The 18,596-nt window shown below is 31.3% G+C and carries 9 protein-coding genes and 2 pseudogenes; 8 read left to right on the top strand and 3 right to left on the bottom strand.

Annotated elements, in window-relative coordinates; all coding sequences use genetic code 11:
- Positions 1 to 10: 10 nt before the first annotated feature.
- Positions 11 to 2,116: an AraC family transcriptional regulator Rsp gene (gene rsp, locus HMPREF2629_RS04310; protein ID WP_017174950.1), complete on the bottom strand. Its 2,106-nt coding sequence runs from the start codon at positions 2,114 to 2,116 to the stop codon at positions 11 to 13.
- A 1,057-nt stretch (positions 2,117 to 3,173) separates the two neighbouring features.
- Here rsp and HMPREF2629_RS04305 point away from each other — a divergent pair.
- Entirely contained in the window at positions 3,174 to 4,616 is a 1,443-nt protein-coding gene (locus HMPREF2629_RS04305) for a sucrose-specific PTS transporter subunit IIBC (protein ID WP_017174949.1), read from the top strand.
- Between the two features lie 41 nt (positions 4,617 to 4,657).
- On the opposite strand, the gene HMPREF2629_RS04300 is transcribed toward HMPREF2629_RS04305, so the two are convergent.
- Together HMPREF2629_RS04300 and HMPREF2629_RS04295 are read right to left on the bottom strand one after the other, a co-directional pair.
- Complete coding sequence (locus tag HMPREF2629_RS04300; RefSeq protein ID WP_017174948.1) at positions 4,658 to 5,599, bottom strand: magnesium transporter CorA family protein; 942 nt, start codon at positions 5,597 to 5,599, stop codon at positions 4,658 to 4,660.
- A 24-nt stretch (positions 5,600 to 5,623) separates the two neighbouring features.
- Positions 5,624 to 6,247 carry a TetR/AcrR family transcriptional regulator gene (locus HMPREF2629_RS04295; RefSeq protein ID WP_002448440.1) on the bottom strand — a complete coding sequence of 208 codons (624 nt, stop codon included), beginning with the start codon at positions 6,245 to 6,247 and terminating at the stop codon, positions 5,624 to 5,626.
- A 164-nt stretch (positions 6,248 to 6,411) separates the two neighbouring features.
- On the opposite strand from HMPREF2629_RS04295, the pseudogene HMPREF2629_RS04290 reads away from it, so the two are divergent.
- The 7 genes and pseudogenes from HMPREF2629_RS04290 to ebh all read left to right on the top strand — a co-directional run.
- Positions 6,412 to 6,759, top strand: a pseudogene (locus tag HMPREF2629_RS04290) (YhgE/Pip domain-containing protein); the annotation flags it as partial.
- 109 nt (positions 6,760 to 6,868) lie between these two features.
- Positions 6,869 to 7,027: pseudogene (locus HMPREF2629_RS11280) on the top strand (MATE family efflux transporter); the annotation flags it as partial.
- Positions 7,028 to 7,181: 154 nt separating this feature from the next.
- Positions 7,182 to 8,429 carry a copper resistance CopC/CopD family protein gene (locus HMPREF2629_RS04285; RefSeq protein ID WP_070813174.1) on the top strand — a complete coding sequence of 416 codons (1,248 nt, stop codon included), beginning with the start codon at positions 7,182 to 7,184 and terminating at the stop codon, positions 8,427 to 8,429.
- A gap of 16 nt (positions 8,430 to 8,445) precedes the next feature.
- Positions 8,446 to 9,057, top strand: coding sequence for a YcnI family protein (locus HMPREF2629_RS04280; RefSeq protein WP_017174945.1), 612 nt, complete (start codon positions 8,446 to 8,448; stop codon positions 9,055 to 9,057).
- Between the two features lie 129 nt (positions 9,058 to 9,186).
- Positions 9,187 to 9,603 (top strand): DUF2871 domain-containing protein, encoded by a 417-nt coding sequence (locus HMPREF2629_RS04275; protein WP_017174944.1) that lies wholly within the window; start codon positions 9,187 to 9,189, stop codon positions 9,601 to 9,603.
- Between the two features lie 88 nt (positions 9,604 to 9,691).
- Positions 9,692 to 10,093, top strand: a complete 402-nt coding sequence (locus tag HMPREF2629_RS04270; RefSeq protein WP_017174943.1) for a GNAT family N-acetyltransferase — start codon at positions 9,692 to 9,694, stop codon at positions 10,091 to 10,093.
- Positions 10,094 to 10,494: 401 nt separating this feature from the next.
- Positions 10,495 to 18,596: hyperosmolarity resistance protein Ebh (ebh, locus tag HMPREF2629_RS04265; RefSeq protein ID WP_070813173.1), on the top strand; the 8,102-nt coding region annotated here is incomplete at its 3' end.

The following is an 18,596-nucleotide window of genomic DNA, read 5'->3' as shown; positions in this document are numbered from 1 at the left end:
AAAATTAAATTTAAACAGATTTGATATAAATATATTTCACTTCATCATGATGCAACGTCATATTAAATGGATGATTGGTTTCTTCTTGTATAAATAGTTCTGTTTTAGGTTGATTGCATCTATCTAATTGATGAATAATACTTTTTTCAATGTATACAGGTAAATTATCTTGAGACATTAATTGATGAATCGTCCCATGTTCTTTATTTAATGTATTTACGATGATTAAGCTATTTTCATTTAATTTATTTAGTATTTGATAATGTTGTTTACTGTCAGACAAGTAGCGATCATTAATTTTATTAAATAAGATAAAATGGTAATTTCCATCTTTTTGACTCATTAAATAATTATTTGCAATATGGATAGGCACATCGATAAATGCTGCAATAAATTGATAAAGATGCATAATTGGAAGTAAACTCCCATGTCGATTAAATAATGCAATAAACATTGGATCATCTTCAAAAAGGTGATAGCAAATACCACCTCCATATTTTAATAGCGCCGTTAAATGACAAACTAAATCTGCTAGTTGAAGTGGATGCCTACCGTCATTTGTATACTTAAAGCAACGTAATGATAAGCTACTATAGACAAATTGGGTCGAAGGTATATTAGAATTCTTTATAAAATGAACGTAGTTTTCGAAATGAGTATTTGCATGAGTAAATCCGCGTTGGTATTCAATTAATATATTTTTCGTATCAATATTTTCAATGTCAACAAAATAGTAATCAAAATTAAGACGCTTCATTGTATCATAGACTTCTTGTAACTTTTCGTACTGATGTAATAATCCTTCCACTAAAACACCATATTTAATCGAACGATTTTTGTTTCTAAGTTTTAAATATGATAGATGAATATCTTGGATAGTCATTGACTTGGTATCAAATACGAGCATAAATCGTACACTTTTTTTATTCCATTTATAATCTTGATTATTTTCTAGAAACGTCATAATTAAATCGTAAAAAGTAGTGAACTCAGATTTATTTTTGATAATGACAGCTAAACTGATATTTTTTTCAAATAATTTTTCGAAGCAGCGATTGAGTAAGTTTCCGTTAATTGAATGTTGATTCATATCACTCATATCATTAATCAAAATGGCTGGTTTAGGTAAATAAGATAAATCGATATCATAATGATCATTAAAAACAAACTGGAATAATTCATTAATATTTTTAAAATGAATAAATGCCTTTGAAGATTGAGTATGTTGAAAGGCTTCTAATTGCTCAAGATCAATGATAGTTGTTTCGGTTGATAATTGTTCAGTTGTTTCAAACTGAGAGATTAATTCAAAATGCTTAGGTTCAATGTCACTCTTCAGTCGTATCGCAGATATAGGATCAGAATGATTCAGTTGAGAACGAAATTGTTTTGGACTTAAATTAAGATAATTTTTAAATTGATTAGTAAAATTGGTATGACTACTAAAACCGGATTGTTCAGAAATACTTGTAATAGAGTCATTTGTACAAATGAGTAATCTAATAGCATGATTAATTTTCAAACTTGTATAATAATCTTTAAAATTAATATTCAATATACGTACAAATAAATTTGAACAATATGACTCAGAAATAAGTACATGTGCTGCAATATCTTGTAGAGAAATATTGGAAGTGATGTGATCATGAATGAATGTAAGTATATTAATTAAGATGTGCTGTTCAACAGGAATCTTTGGAATATATATATGAGGATGTCTAATAACTGCTTCTTTATAAAAAGTTTGTATGATCTTTGGAATAACTTTGTCATCATGATGAGATGTGTTGTACATATGTTCTATATTATTTAAAATGATTGATTTGATAAAATGACTTGATTGTAAGAGATGTGCATCAAAGTGGCAATTAAAAAAAGCAGAGTCTTCAAGATAAAAGTAAGCCATTGGTATTTTGAGCTCAATCAGATTTCTTCCTTTATTAATTTGATATAAATCACCTTGATTAATGATTGCAATATGATTTGATAATGGGTGATGCTTTCCATTGATTGTCATTTCTAATTCATTAGTTAAAGAAAATAATATAAGCACATGGTTGATGTTTCTCCTAGGCATAGAAGTAATATTTTCATGTAAAAAAAGAGTACTGCTCATAAATAAGTCTCCTCATCTAGTATAGTATTTGTAAGCGGGGATTTAGGTCTGTTTGAATAATAAGAGTTATTATATATGAAAATAAAAGAGATATTAATAGTTAAAAATAAAAAAATTTCGTTTATTTTTAATTGAAAACGTTAACAATTTTATAGATGCACAATATTATTATTTTTTTTAGAATGTCGCATGAGACTATTGAAAATTTTTAGTAGGTCAATGAAACGAATTTAAATGCATAATAAATATAGATTTTGAGTGAAGAGATATAAGCTATTAAACAATGATTCACTTGAAATTAAAAATGACTAATTCTGTACATACATCACGATACAACATCATTTGAATATATAGCATCAAGAATGAATTTACTTATATATTTGATATGAGCCCCATATATTTAAAATCACTATTTAAATGTATATCAAGACACAACATCTTAGAGCATTAGCAACCGATATACAATAGTTTAATGAAACGAACGATTACGGTATTTTAAATAGAGAAAATGACATCACTCCGTAGAGTAAGCAACTTAGAATAAAAGATGCATGCAAATATAAAAGGTATTAACAGTAGCTAACTATTATATTTAGAATCATTATAACTCCCCAAAAATTTCTATTTAATGTGTAACAATTTTACATCATAACATCTAAATATACTTTTACTTAATTAAACATCACGAAACATATTCAAAGTTAAGAATGTCAGAATTAGTATTAAAAAAACCTGGGACAACATGCGTTGTCCCAGGTTTTTTGATGTATTAGCAAGTAGTAATTAAATTGAAAATACAGTAGATCAAGTTTTAAACTCTAGTAGAGGCGCTCTAGTACAAAGATGTTCATAAAGAAACTAATATCCAACACAAAGTGAGGTTAAATTGTAGAAGTGAGACATTGAATTTTATTTTACTTTCACCTTTTCATTAAATTAAAATATAAATTAAAATTAATTATATAAAATATTTATAAGATATTGCTTTGTTTTTTAGAACCGATTACAATTATATAATGAATATTAAAATGAGTTTCATATATAGGAGATTAGTAGAATGAGCTATAAGAAATCGGCTGAAGATATATTAGAAGCGATAGGCGGAGAAGATAACTTAGATGCTATGGCCCATTGTGCCACAAGATTAAGACTTGTATTAAAAGATGAAAGTATTATAGATGAAAAAAAGTTATCTGAAATGGATGTAGTTAAAGGAACCTTTTCTACAGGAGGACAATATCAAATTATTATCGGCTCAGGAACAGTCAATAAAGTATTTGCAGAGTTAGAAAAAATAACAGGAAAAGAGCCATCAACAACTGCTGATGTAAAAGACAAATCGTCGAAGCATATGAATCCTTTACAACGTTTTGTTAAGATGTTGTCAGATATATTCGTACCAATTATACCAGCCATCGTTGCCGGTGGATTATTAATGGGTATTAATAATCTACTTACAGCGCCAGATTTATTCTATCATCATAAATCATTTATAGATGTTCATAGTCAATTCGCTGGATTAGCAGATATGATTAATGTTTTTGCTAATGCACCGTTTACACTATTACCTATTTTAATTGGCTTTAGTGCAGCGAAACGATTCGGCGGCAATCCATTTTTAGGTGCAGCGTTAGGAATGATTTTAGTACATCCTTCATTAATGAGTGCATATGATTTTCCTAAAGCAGTTGAAGCGGGTAAGGCTATTCCACATTGGGATTTATTTGGATTACATATTAATCAAGTTGGATATCAAGGACAAGTGTTACCTATGCTTGTGGCAGCCTATATCTTAGCAACTATTGAAAAAGGATTACGTAAAATCATTCCTACTGTATTGGATAATTTATTAACGCCTTTACTTGCAATATTGAGTACAGCATTCTTAACTTTCTTATTTGTAGGACCTATCACTAGACAGCTTGGTTATTGGTTATCAGATGGTTTAACATGGTTATATGAATTTGGAGGTGCAATTGGTGGATTTATCTTTGGATTATTTTATGCTCCAATTGTGATTACTGGTATGCACCATAGTTTTATTGCAGTAGAAACAACTTTAATTGCAGATCAAGCAAAAACAGGTGGATCATTTATTTTCCCAATCGCTACAATGTCAAATGTAGCACAAGGTGGGGCAGCGCTTGCTGCTTTCTTAATTATTAAAAATAATAAGAAACTTAAAGGTGTGGCTTCAGCAGCTGGTATCTCAGCTCTTTTAGGTATTACTGAACCCGCTTTATTTGGAGTTAACTTAAAATTAAGATATCCATTTATTGGTGCAATAACAGGTTCAGCTATAGGCTCAGCCTACATTTCGTTTTTCAAAGTTAAAGCCATTGCTTTAGGTACTGCAGGATTACCTGGATTTATTTCAATTAACCCAGCTCATGCTGGTTGGCTTCATTATTTCATAGGTATGTTTATTGCGTTTATAATTGCAGTGATTGTCACTTTAATTTTATCACGAAGAAAAGCTTACAAAGCTGCAGCAGAATAAAAAAGTAACCCTTGCGATACATTGCAAGGGTTACTTTTTTATTAAAGTTTTTGCTTACGCCATAAGAAAATACTTACAATAGTGACTAATATTAAAGAGATTCCTACGATAACCAGCCACGAAACGTAACTCTTATCATCAATAGGTAATGGAACGTTCATACCAAAGAAACTAAAGACAAGGGTAGGTAGTGTCAGTAATACCGTGAAAAGCGTTAATGTCTTCATAATATTGTTCATTTCATTTGAAAGTAATGAAGAATACGAAGACGTGATACTTTCTAAAATACCTGTGTATAATTCAGTTGTTTCAATCGCTTGGTTATTTTCAATGACTAAGTCCTCTAACAAATCTTCATCTTCTTCAAAACGTTTAATTGCAGGCAAACGGAATAATTTTTTAATAATCGTATCATTCCCTTTTAAAGCTGCTAAAAAGTAAACCAAACTTTTTTCTACTTCCATTAAACGATAAAGTTGTTTATTCGTAATACTATTTTTCAAATCTCTTTCAATACGGATTCTTGATTTATTTAAAAGACGCAAGTTTCTGTTATAGTGATTTGAAATAGTAAGTAAAATATCTAAAGCAAAGCGACTATGAAATTTTAAATTTACGTTATCTTGTCTTGAATAATTTTCAAGAAATTCATTTTCAGCATCACAAATTGTAAAAATCACACCATTTCCAATCACAATACCTAGAGGAATGGTAACAAATGAGAGAACATGACGATTCGTAGAACTTACAATAGGCAAGTCGACAATAATAAGAGAATAGCCAGTATCTTCGTCATATTCAATACGTGCACTTTCATCTGCATCAAGAGGGTCACGAATAAAATCTTCTGGCAGATTGTACTGTTCAATTAAATGCTCAATTTCTTCTCTATCAGGTTCGACAACATTTATCCATGATGCAGATTGGTTTATATTTGTTTCAACTATTTCGTTAGTAGTTGAGTGTTTATATGCAGTCAACATAATTGATAGTTCCTTTCTTAGTCTTTATTTCGCTGTGTCAATATTTAAAGCTTTATATTGATGCTGAACCATGATTCTTAAAGGTCCATTATAAATAATTTTAAAAATATGATTGGTTAAATCTTCAACTGAAAGACGGTGGGGATCATTCACCCAAAATTTAACAGTAGATATTGTTGCACCAGCAACATAACTATGAAAATATTTTTCTGGTATACCTTCAATCTCATGATTTGTACTAATATATTTTTGCATATTTTCCCCGATTAAGGAATAAATTTTTTCTTCAAGTTTTGACTTCCTATTTAATTGTAAGATCGTTTGATAAAAAGTAATATTATCCGAAATATGTTGAAGCATATTTTTTAAAATAATATTAATAAAATTTTTAGCAGTATCTTCTGGATCTTTTCCCATAATATTATGAAGATGATTTAAGAATGTCATTTGAGAAATAAATTCATCTTCCATATCTGATAATAATAAATATTTATCTTCATAATGTAAATAAAAGGTACCTCTATTAATATCTGCACGATCTGCAATATCTTGAATTGTAATTTTTTCTAATTCCTTTTCATTTAATAATTCGATAAATGAAGACTTAATTGCTGACCTCGTCTTACGAACTCTCCGATCTTCTTTCATTCTGCATCAATCCTTTATAATTAATTAACAATATTAGGCATAATGTTCATTAATTAACGATATGATCATTATTGATTATTGTATTGAAGTGATAACCTCATTATAATTTACAAGATATTAAATATTCAACACATTGTTCAATAAATATAGAGAGGTAAGTAGAAATGAATATTTTTAAAAGTAAGTTACTATGGTTCGCACCAATTGCAGCTATTTTATTATTAGTGATATTCTCTTTAGCGTTTTATCCTGCATTTAACCCAAAACCAAAACAAATACCGATTGCAGTGGTAAATAATGATAAAGGTATAGATATCCAAGGTAATAAAGTAAATATTGGTAAAACAATTGAAGATAAATTAATGGATAGTGATTCTGATACTGTTAAATGGATTAAAGTAAAAAAAGAATCAGATATTAAAAAAGGACTTAATGATAATAAATATTACGGCGCAGCTATTTTTAATAAAAATTTTTCAAAAAATGCAATGAGTAAAACGCAGTTGATTATTTGAAAAAAGGTGTATTATATTATTTAGATATCTAACTAAATGAGATATGCAAAAATGGAATATAATTATTAATATTGGATTAGTGTGTTAGCATATAAAATGAAACACTATTCTGATACTATTTATATTAAATGCGTTGTTTGGTTTAACAGGGGCTGTATGGTCATTATTAATCGCTAAAACAATTTGTTCACTATTAGCAATGTTTATTGCATGTGTTTTAAGGAATGAGTTAACCTTGGACACACAAGCGTTAGTAGAAGAATAAAATAATTTGATATTAAAGCGAGCTATAAGGGAGAAGATCTCTTATTTAGCTCGCTTTAAATTTATATAAACGATGACATATTACAATAATTATTGTTAAATAAGTTATATTACTTTATTATTGTTAAATGAGTATTTTTTATAGGAGGACGTCAATGGTCATTTTAAAGCGAAGTTCTAAAGTAGCTATAGCGTTATTGATGATGTTCCTATTTTTATTCGTGCCGAGTATGACAAAAATAGCTTCTGCGCACGCTACTTTAGAAAAAACAACCCCAGCACAAAACGGTCTCGTATCAAAACAACCAGATACAATCAAATTAACATTTAATGAGCCGGTAAATGCCGAATATTCAGGGATAACGATATATAATGATAAAGGAAAGAAAATTGCTGATATTAAACCAAATACATCAGGACATTCAGATACTTTATCTTTCTCAGGCAAGCAATTAAAAGAAGGTACACAACAAATTAAATGGCACACTGTATCTGCTGATGGTCATGAAATTAGTGATCAATTTGAATTTTCAGTTGGTAAAAAAACAGCCAATGGTGTAGATACTACTCCTGTTGCATATGAAACGCCTGCATTTTGGTTTGGTGTGTTTAGATATATCGCTGAAGGCGCAACAATTATTTTAGTTGGTTTATATTGGTTAAACGGTATTGCACGTAGAAATAATTTATCAACATTTGATATTTTCCCTAGACATGTCGCTGTATCATTGATCATGATGATGGCATATATTATGTCACTTGTACTTTATCTGATGACTCTATCATCTGATATTTTGGATTCAGTTTTAACATTTAATCCAAGTGTCTTAATTCAATTCCCATATATACTGAGCGCTGTTGCTTTAATTATTTTAAGTGGATTATTTGTATTAAGAAATATGGAACGAACATGGTATTGGGCTATTTCGATAATTATGATTTTAGCTTTAAGTATGTCAGGACATGCTTGGTCTCAAAGTGTTCCTGTTTGGTCAATTATACTTAGAACATTACACTTAGCTGGTATCAGTTTATGGCTAGGCGCATTAATTTATTTGTTTTCTTCAGTATTTACTAAAAAACGAGATGCAGTTGATTTATTACGCGAAATCTTATTTAAAGTGAATGGAGCTGCTGTTGTAGTTATCATTATTACAGGTATATTAATGTCGATTGATGAAACTAAAATTTTATCAATATGGTCTAATATGCAAACATGGACAATATTATTAATAATTAAAATCGCAGGAACATTAATTATGATGGCTTTAGGATTTATGCAAACAACGCGCGCCTTAAACAAACGTTATAGAATTAATAAAGTCTCTTTAATCGTAGAAGTTTCTATTGGTATTATTTTAATACTTGTTGGTGTTATTATGAGTCAAATTAATATTCCATAAAAGGAGATTGTAAAATATGCTTAAAAAATTATTTGCTTCAGGTTTAGTGTTCTTCTTTTCATTAGGTTTATTTAAATATGCTGATGCACATGTGACGATAAATCCAAAAGCAGTTGAACCTGGATCTTACGAAAAAGTGGATGTTCGAGTGCCTGTTGAACAAAAAGATCATACTGAAAAAGTCGAATTAGATATTCCAAAAGAAGTACAAGTGTCAAATATTCAACCTGTAGAAGGATATAAATATAGTTTAGATAAAGACAAAAAAGGTAATATCACAAAAATCACTTGGAAAGCGAAAGATAAAGGCATTGGTCCTAATGAATTTATCGAATTCCCACTTCTTGTAGCAAGTCCTAAAGAAGAAGGCACATATTCATTTAAAGCTGTGCAGACATATGATAATAAAGATAAAGTAAAATGGACGGGCAAAGCGAATAGTGAACATCCTGCTCCAACATTGGAAGTGAAAAAAAATGCAAATGCTGACACTGTTAAAGGAGACAATGCTAAAAAAGATGAAAGAACTCAATCATCTTCAGGTGGTTCTATCGCATTGTGGATTATTTCACTTGTTGCCATTATTTTATCTTTAGTTGCATTATTTAAACATGCAAGAAATAAATAAGACATATAATAAAATGACTTCTAGTGTTTGCTGGAGGTCATTTTTAGTAACATGATTTGATTACAAAATTTTGTCACTTTAAAGACGAAGATAATCGATTATAATAATTGAAGTAAGGGAGGATTTTTTATGCGCAGATTATTATATGCTTTTTTAGTCTATATGATTATTGGACTTGTAAGTGGATTTTACTACAGAGAGTTAACGAAAGCACATGATTTTACCGGCGATACGCAACTAGCTCTTGTTCACACACATACATTAATATTAGGTATGTTTATGTTTTTAATTTTACTTCCGCTTGAAAAAGTATTTAAGTTAAGTAGTTATTATTTATTTAATTGGTTTTTCATTGTATACAATATCGGTGTCATTATTACTGTGGGAATGATGCTAACAAAAGGTACTTACCAAGTCACTGGAAAAAGTTTTTCACCAGAAGCATTTGCTGGATTTGCAGGTATCGGTCATACAGGAATGCTTGCTGGCTTATTATTACTTTTCTTTTTACTAAGACAAGCCATTTTAAAAGAACCGAGAGATTAAAATAATAATTTGAGACACAATAGATTCAAACCTATTGTGTCTTTTTTTATAATTAAGCATAAAGAGACTACAAGAGGAGGACGTTTTAATGATTCATTATTCAAATCATCCACCAAATGTTAAAGATTATTGTGAATTAAGAGCAAAAGCAGGTATGAGTCCTAAATCAGAAACAGCAGCACAAAAAGGATTACCCCATGCATGCTTTAATATTACTATTTATGAAGAATCAACATTGATTGGGATGGGTAGAGTCATTGGAGATGGGGGAACTGCATTTCAGATTATAGATATTGCTGTGCATCCATATTATCAAGGACAAGGTTTTGGGAAAGAAATCTTAAAACAAGTGATGGCATTTATTGAAAATCATGCAGAAAAAGGGACATATGTCAGTCTGATTGCAGATTATCCAGCTGATCAATTATATAAGAAGTTTGGATTTCAATCTACCGAACCAAAATCTGGTGGAATGTTTAAAAAATATTAAAGAAAAAAGATGAGATTAAATTAAATTTCTTTTAAGTTCGTTATGTTATGTCTAGATTACGCTTTACGTAAATATTCTAAATAAAAATCTCTAGGTAATGGCTTCAAGATTAAAAAAGATAAGTAAATTTTTAATAAGCTAAATAAATTCTGAAACAATTATTTGAAGTGCATCTAGTATATAAATTAAATAAATTATTTAATAAAATATTCATAAAATAATATACACATATAAAATGAATGATGATAATATATAAATGAACAAATACACCTATTGTTCAGTACAATATAGTAAATGATTGTGAAACATTGAGTCGTAATATAGTTTTTAAATAAAAATGTTTCATCATTTGCATCTATACAGCTAAGAATAAACATCAAGAATAGGAGTGAATAATCACTGTGAATTATCGAGAAAAATTACAGAAGTTTAGTATACGCAAATATACAGTCGGTGCTTTTTCAACTGTTATTGCGACATTAATTTTCTTAGGTTCACCTCAAGCACACGCCAGTGAACAACTACAAAAAGATGGGCAAGTGATTCAAGCAAAAGCTAGAGGCCAAGAACAAACTTCAAATGAGACAAGTAACAAGCAAGTTCAATCTAGCACAGAACCCAAAGCTTCACCTGTATCTGAGAGTCAAAAAGCAAACAATGAAACTTTAAATAAAGTTCAGACGACAGATACATTAACAAATAGTTTAACATCATTTTCATCTCAAAACGAAAACAAAGATACATCTCACACAACAACAGATTTAAAAGAAAATAATGAAGTTCAACCTCAAAAAAATAAATCAGATGATAATAGTCTAGCCGAGGTGAATGAAGGGCATAGTCCTCGTGACAACCGTACTCGTTACGAAGATAGAGAAGCATCAGATGATACCCTAGTATCTTCAACTTTAACAACAATTGATGCTGATAAACTTCAAGCAGCTTATGACCGTTCTTACGCTGAATATCGAAAAATTGATAGAGAACAATCTGATAATAAAAAAGTTGCTAAAATTAAAGCAACATTTGACAAAGTTAATGACTTTTTTAGTACTAATGATAATACAAACCAAGCATTAATAAATGAATTATATAAAGAAATAGAACAAGCTAACGCTTTAATCGGTTCATTACCACAACGACAAGTAAGTACAATCAGTACAAGAGCAAATAGAGAAGCACGTGCTGTAAGATCAAGTAGACGTCCTGTACGTGGACAAGGTGGGACGAGACCCCCTAGCAATACTGCTAATACTTATACACCACCAGTAGTTCATAACTCTAGACCAAAACCTGGCTCAAAAGTAAAAAAGAATTCAGATTTGTATAATAATGCTAAAAAAGAATGGTATGTAGAAAATGAAAATGATGGTTCCGGTTATTGGTCAGGAACGTTTTTACATGCAACGAATAAAAGTGCACCATATTACGCTACACGTTCTCATTATCGAAATATGAGTCCATCTAGTGTTAGAGGTATTGCAGAAATTTCATCAATTAGACAAAATGATGGATATTTATGGACGATTAATTTTAATAAGTATCATATTAAACGTAATGGCATGGTATTTTGGTTTGGTTTACCTAAAGGTCAAACGCCAACGGGACCAGTACGTTTTACTACCACAGATGTAAATGGTCATGAAACATCATCATCTGGTACTGGAGACGGTAGAGATCAAGCATTATCAAGAATGTGGGATTCTGCTGGTGGTATTACTTCTAGTGCATATAATTTCAGACAAGGAAATCCTTTGAATAGAAGTGAGTTCTATAACGATTCAGTTAATCATATTTATAATTTAGGGGATTTTGCACGTGGTAATGAAAATCAACCATTTACATTCTTTGAAAGAGAAGGTGTTCCAAATAAAATTAAAGTAGCTGGAGACGATATTTATCGTTATTTAACTGGGCAAGTAGATCATAATCAAGGTATTGATCATATCTATGCATTTCAAGCTAGAGGAACAGATAGTTATACCATTCAATTTAAAACGTCTGGTAGCTCACAAGATAGATTATATTATGCAGCAGGTGGTAGAGGGATTGAATTTAATGAAATCAACAACTATAACCAATTATATTTAGAGCCGCTAGAACAGTATAATGATCGTAAAACTAAAATTGTAGATGTTATCGATCGCGTACTGCATATTGACCATGTTGAATCAGCTTATGATGTGCCAGAGCGTAGAATAATGAAAAAACATTACTTAGATGGCGATTTCGCTACACACGAATATGCTGAAGATGTTTCAAGTTATCTAAGTAACCCTAGTGATCATGTAATGGGTTTATTCCCTAGAGTGCCTACTGATCGTTATAGAGGTAATTTTGGTGTAAATCCGCTTAACTCTTATGAAATTCATGAAATGTTTTCTGAAGAAAAATTAAAAGAGGCTGCGAGAACAGGAAGACCAATTGAAATTTTTGTTGGGTTTAATGTAAGTGATGCATACCATAATGGTGAAACAATCAAAAAAGTAAATTTATTTGTCAAACCAAAGTTAGAACAATCTATTGGATTCTATTCAGATAATGCACCCGATAATAAAGAGAATTCACCTGAATCACAAGCTGCACATCATGCTGTCTTTTTACAACAAGAAGGTCAAATGCTTAATACAGTGACTAATGGTAATAGTAAGGATTATCATCAAAATATTCGGATTCAATTTAAAAGTAACGAGTCTGCAAATGTATGGGAAATCTCTGGATATCCACCCTCTCTACGAATTGAAGATGCAGTAGATAGACCCAATACAGAACTTGAGAAAAATAAAGTATTGGTTGGTCAATTGCCACCAGGACGCCATGTGATGACAGCGAGAATTGGTAATGAAACTAAAATCTTTGAAGTCATTGCCAAACCCAATCCGCCAGTTATTTCAACACTTGCGGCACAATTAGGACAAAAAGGTGGTAAAAAACCAACTATTACAGTGACACATGTACCACAAGATGAGAGAGCAAAAGTACGTTTAGTTTCAGGTGGTACAGATGGTGCAGGTCCTGGCACATCACCTTTAGGCTATACTGTACTCGCAGAAAAGATGGCAAACTTAGATGGCACGGTGACATTTGAAGAAAGTGATTATACTAATCCTTTACCTAATAATGGGGTTATTAGAGCAATTACATACTATGAAGATCCAGTGCAATCCAACTTTAGTAATTCGATTAATGTAGGACTAGATACTACACCGCCAACTTTTGGTGACGTAAGAGGCCTTCAAGATAAATATTATCGTGGAGATAACGTTAATATTTCAATTCCTGTTTCTGACAATGCATATGGTTCAGGTGTGGAAGATGCATCTATCACTGAAAATAATGGTTTACAAGCAGTATTTAATAGAGATAATTCTGGAGACGCAGGTACTTTAGTGATTACTGGAACGATTTCTAATAATGCAACATGGAACAGTGATATTCTTGTTCAACCTGTAACACATGATAGAGCAGGTAATAATACTAATGTAAGTCCATATCATCTTCATATTGGAAAGTTATCAGATGATAAACCAGTTCAGTTATTTAGCCAGCAAGAATTGAAAACAGTGGGTAATCCTAATAGTATTTCGCAAAGCGAAAGAAATGATATCATTAACTCGCTTAAAGCTAAAAATAGTAGTTTGACATCATTTTTAAGTACACTTAACCCGTATATGGTTGGTAATGATGGTAGAGTAGTCTTGACATTTAAAGATGGTTCGACTCGTATCATTGATCCGACTCAAGTGATTACATATAGACCACAACGTAAATCAATATATACTGAGCCAGGTAGTTCAAATACAAAAGAAGCATTTATTACAATTGCTAAAGGTCAAGAGTATACAATTGGACCTGATTTAAGAAAATATTTCTCATTAAGTAATGGACAAGATATTCCTAATAATGCATTTACAACTATTAATGGTAGTTCAATACCATCAGCTCAAGCAATGAGTCGTCTAAATGCAGGTGTTTATACTTATAACGTAGATGCATTAAATGCTTACAACCATAGTTCAGAACGTTTGACAATTAAAGTTAACGTAGTTGATGTCAATACATTAGCAGAAAATCAACGTGTTTACCGTTCAACAACTAAAAATTTAAGTAATGATGAAATTACACAAGTTAGAAATGCCTTTAAAGCTGCTAATCCGCAATTAAATTTAAATGATAGTGATATCAGAATTGAAAACGATGAACCTTTAAGTAATCATCCAAGTCGTGTAAGAGTAACGATTACTAAAGGTGAATTAACAAAACAATTCATTTCAACATTTGATCATATGGATTTCTTAAAATGGATAAATTTACGTAATGATTATACTGTGACTTGGACAAGTCAAAAACTTAATGGAAGAAGCACAGATGGTGGATTTGAGTGGTCTCCAGATGGTAAAACAATAATTTATCGTTATGATGCAACGATTGGAAGAAGAATAACAGGCAATGACGTATTATCACTTTTAAGAGCAACGCCTAAACATGCAGGGTTGAGAAACCATATAGAAGGTCAAGAGAAAATATTAGCAGAATCAGGCTCAGCTCGTGGATTTAAACCTGTAGGATATTCTAAAGGGAATAGTATATATTCGGATGGAGAACATCCATTTACATATGATGGTCAACCTATTCAAGTATTAGACATAGTTGACAGCAATACTGGATATAGCAACTCTGCCGTTGCACGCAGTGACTATAGACATACAAGCAGCAATTCAACAGTGATGAGTGGTGATATTCCAGCCATGAATGGCGCTGCTGGTTTCCATTTAGATAAAGTGCTTAAACAAAATGGTACTGATAATGGAATTATGGGTGCGGTAGATAAACAACAATTGTATTTAACGCCTTATGGTGCAAAAAGCTATATTGAACGCCTTGGACAATCAATGTCATCAACAGACAATGTGATTAATATCGTATTTGTACCAACTGATAAAGTAACGCCAAATATTGTATTAGATAATTATAATGATCATGTTGTATTTTCAGGAGAAACTTTCAGAAATACACTTACATTAACTGATAACTTTGGTATTAAAAATGTTACTGTACCTAATGACAGTCAAATACCTATGAATGTATTAAATCATTCAACATTAAGTGGTGTTGCCCCTAATGTATCTACCCCAATGTCTAAACAAGTGAAAGTTAAAGTAACAGATGGTAGTGATAACGAAACAACGGCTGTATTTAATGTATTAATCAAACCATTAAAAGATAAATATAGTGTCATGACAACTGCTGATGAGTCGCATCCAATACGTATAGCGAATATTAGTAACAATGCAAGTTTATCTGAGACAGATAGACAAGCTATTTTTAACAGTTTAGATATTTCGAAATCAATTACCAATAGAAATTACGTTACAGAGGGCAGTAATGAAATAAGAAGTAGAGAAATTAGTAATGTTCATCGTTCAGGTAATAATGCAAATGTTGAAGTGACTATCACTTATGCAGATAATTCAAGAACATCCATTACTGTACCAGTAAAACATGTCATTCCTAATATCAGAGGAATAGAATTATTTACAGTACAAGGTCAGCCATTCCCAAGTGGTAAAGGAACAAATAATAATGACTTCTTCGTTATAAACAATGATCAACCTTTGACAGATGCTACTGTGACTTGGATTGGTAATGGACCAGATATTAACTCTACAACAGTAGGTGTCCCACAAATTTTAAGAGCAAACATCTTATTTGATGGTGAAACAACACCCATTGAAAAAGAAGCACACTATAGAGTAGTTAAAGCGAAACCAAAAAGAGTATATCAAACAACAATAAATGGTAATTTCTTATCTGCAAATGAAGGCTCGTCATCTAATGTAGGAGCATTTGTAGAAGGTATTGCAAATTATTTACCATCGGGTACGAACTTCGATTGGGCACCTGGTTCTGGACGACCTTTATCAAATAGTCCAGGTGTTTTCACAGAAACAATTAATGTGATATATCCTAACGGTCAAGTAGACCCAGTTAATGTATTGTTTAAAGTGAAACCAACTACGCCTTCAATTGATGCTTTAAGTACAAAATATAAAGCTGATTTATCTGGACAATCTATTAAAGTAAATAATGTTCCACATAATGCACAGGTTAAACTATATACTGAAGATGGTAGAGAAATGAGTAATACAACTATGACTAGAAATCGTGATGGTTCAGTGTCTATTACAATTCCAGGAGTATTACCACTTGGTAATATTAAAGCTAAATCAATTATCACGGTTGATCATGTAACGATTACTGAACAAAATAATAGTGGTTCTGTTGTGAACTCAACACGTTCAGAATCAATAGAATCAGATTTAAGTGCATCTTCACCTGTAACAAAACAACTTGAAGCGGTAGACGGCGGATTAAAATTTGTTAAAGGGGACAACATTGATTTAAATAATCCTAGAACTTACATTAAATCTAATTCAGATATCATACGAGTAGAATGGGAACAGAATGCTAATCAATGGAAAAACACAATTGGTACTACAACTAAACGCGCCATTGTCACATTGAGTAATGGAGAAACGAGAACAGTTTCTATTCCAGTAACCATTTATGCACCAGCCACTGCTAAAGCACCACAACGTGATGTGGTCGGTCACGCGTTAACTTATGGCGATGACGCAGCAAATTATGTGACATTTGAAAATAATTATATGAATGGGGCTACAGTGACTTGGAAAAATAATAATGCTCCAAGTAATAATATTGCTGGCGTTCAAAGCTTAACTGCTGAAGTAAGGTATAACGGTATTAATCACGTATATAATGTCCCAGTAAAAGTATATGAATATAAATATAAATTTAAAAAATCAGAGTATAGTACGATTGTAGGAACAAGTTTTGAAGGAAATGGAAATATTAATAATTATGTAGCATTAGAAAATGCGAATGGTTTACCTACAGATGGTTTCCATTTTGTTTGGAATCAAAATACAACAGCTTCTCATAGCGAACAATGGTCAAATTTAGCATATCCAAATCAAGCTTTTAAAAAAGAAGCGAGATTTGAAGTATTAGATAACCAAAACCATGTATTCTTTACTTCTGATCCAGCAATATTTAAAGTGACAAATGCAGTTCCAAATCCAGCAACTGTTACACAAAATGATGTTGGCGATGTAGTCATTTCACCAGGAGTAGGTAAAAATTTAGAAGCTAATGTTGGAAATATAATTGTAAATCCAGATAGAATTACTGTTAAAAAAGGAAATCAAGTTATTGGCACATTTATCAAAAATAACACAGGCAAATGGACAAAAGCGAGTGATTCTATAAACACGCCTGGTTTATCAGTTTCTCCAGATGGCAGTGAAATTATTTATGACAAAATGTCAGTTCCAAATGATACATTGATTAACACCGAATCAACGACAGGTAATGGAGAATTGACAAGTGAAGCTGCTACAAGTGCAACTTATAAAGTTAAGCCAGCAACACCATCTAACACAACATTTGCATTTAAACAAAATGGTGAGTTCGAAGTTATTCCAAACAATGCTAATGCATCAACAACAAAAAATCCTACAGATAAAGTTAAAATTAGCTATGTCGAAAAAATGGGTAATAGTACAGAACAATCTAGAGAATTAATTGTAACTAAAAATAATCAAAATCAATGGTCGATGAATAATCAGCTAGATTATGTAACACTTGATTCTAGAACAGGTAAAGTGACATTTAAAGCTAATTCTTTAAAACCACATGTACTGATTAATACAGAATCTATTGCTGGAAATGATGATAATTTTAGCCATAATACTGTTGGAGTTGTGGGACCTGATCATCATGATGTTGTAATTCATGAGATAGTCAAAGAACCTGGCGAAAGAGTTAGTAATGAGGAACTTAATAATGCAATTAGTGTAGATAATAAAGATCATGCTAATGTAAACGAAGGAGTAAGTTTACCTACAAATTTACAGAGTGATACAACGCAAGCAGTACCAACACGTATTACTTATAGAGATGGAAGTATAGAGATTGTAAATGTACCAATTAGAACCCATGCAGATAAATCGAGTATTAGAAATGCTTTACCTAAACTTAACGCACAAGGAGACACTAATGGTAAAACACCATTAAGTGTGACTGCATATAATAATGAAATGCAGCATTTGCATGATGAAATTGAAGCAGTTCGAAGAAAAGCTAATGAAGTGTTATCAAATGATAGAGCAACAAATACGGATGTTGTAAATGCGACAAATAGTATTAATGATATCTCAGTGAAAATTCAACATGCAATTTCCTTACTACAAAATAAAGCGGATAATAGTGCTTTAGTTGAAGCAAAACGAAGATTAGATACCGCAACTAGTGAACAAGATCCAACGCCAGGAATGACACAAGTAACATCAGATAATTATAGAGCGAAAAAAGCAGAAGCAGAGCGAATTAGTTCAGAAGCCCAAGGCGTGATTAACAATGGAGATGCGACAGCTGAAGAAATCAGAAATGAGAAAGCGAAAGTAGAAGAAGCATTAACTCA

Origin of the sequence: Staphylococcus sp. HMSC034C12, from assembly GCF_001835895.1 — a bacterium.
Classification (GTDB): Bacteria; Bacillota; Bacilli; order Staphylococcales; family Staphylococcaceae; genus Staphylococcus; species Staphylococcus hominis.
Note: the sequence above shows the minus strand (reverse complement) of the source record. Positions and strands in the feature narration are given on the sequence as shown.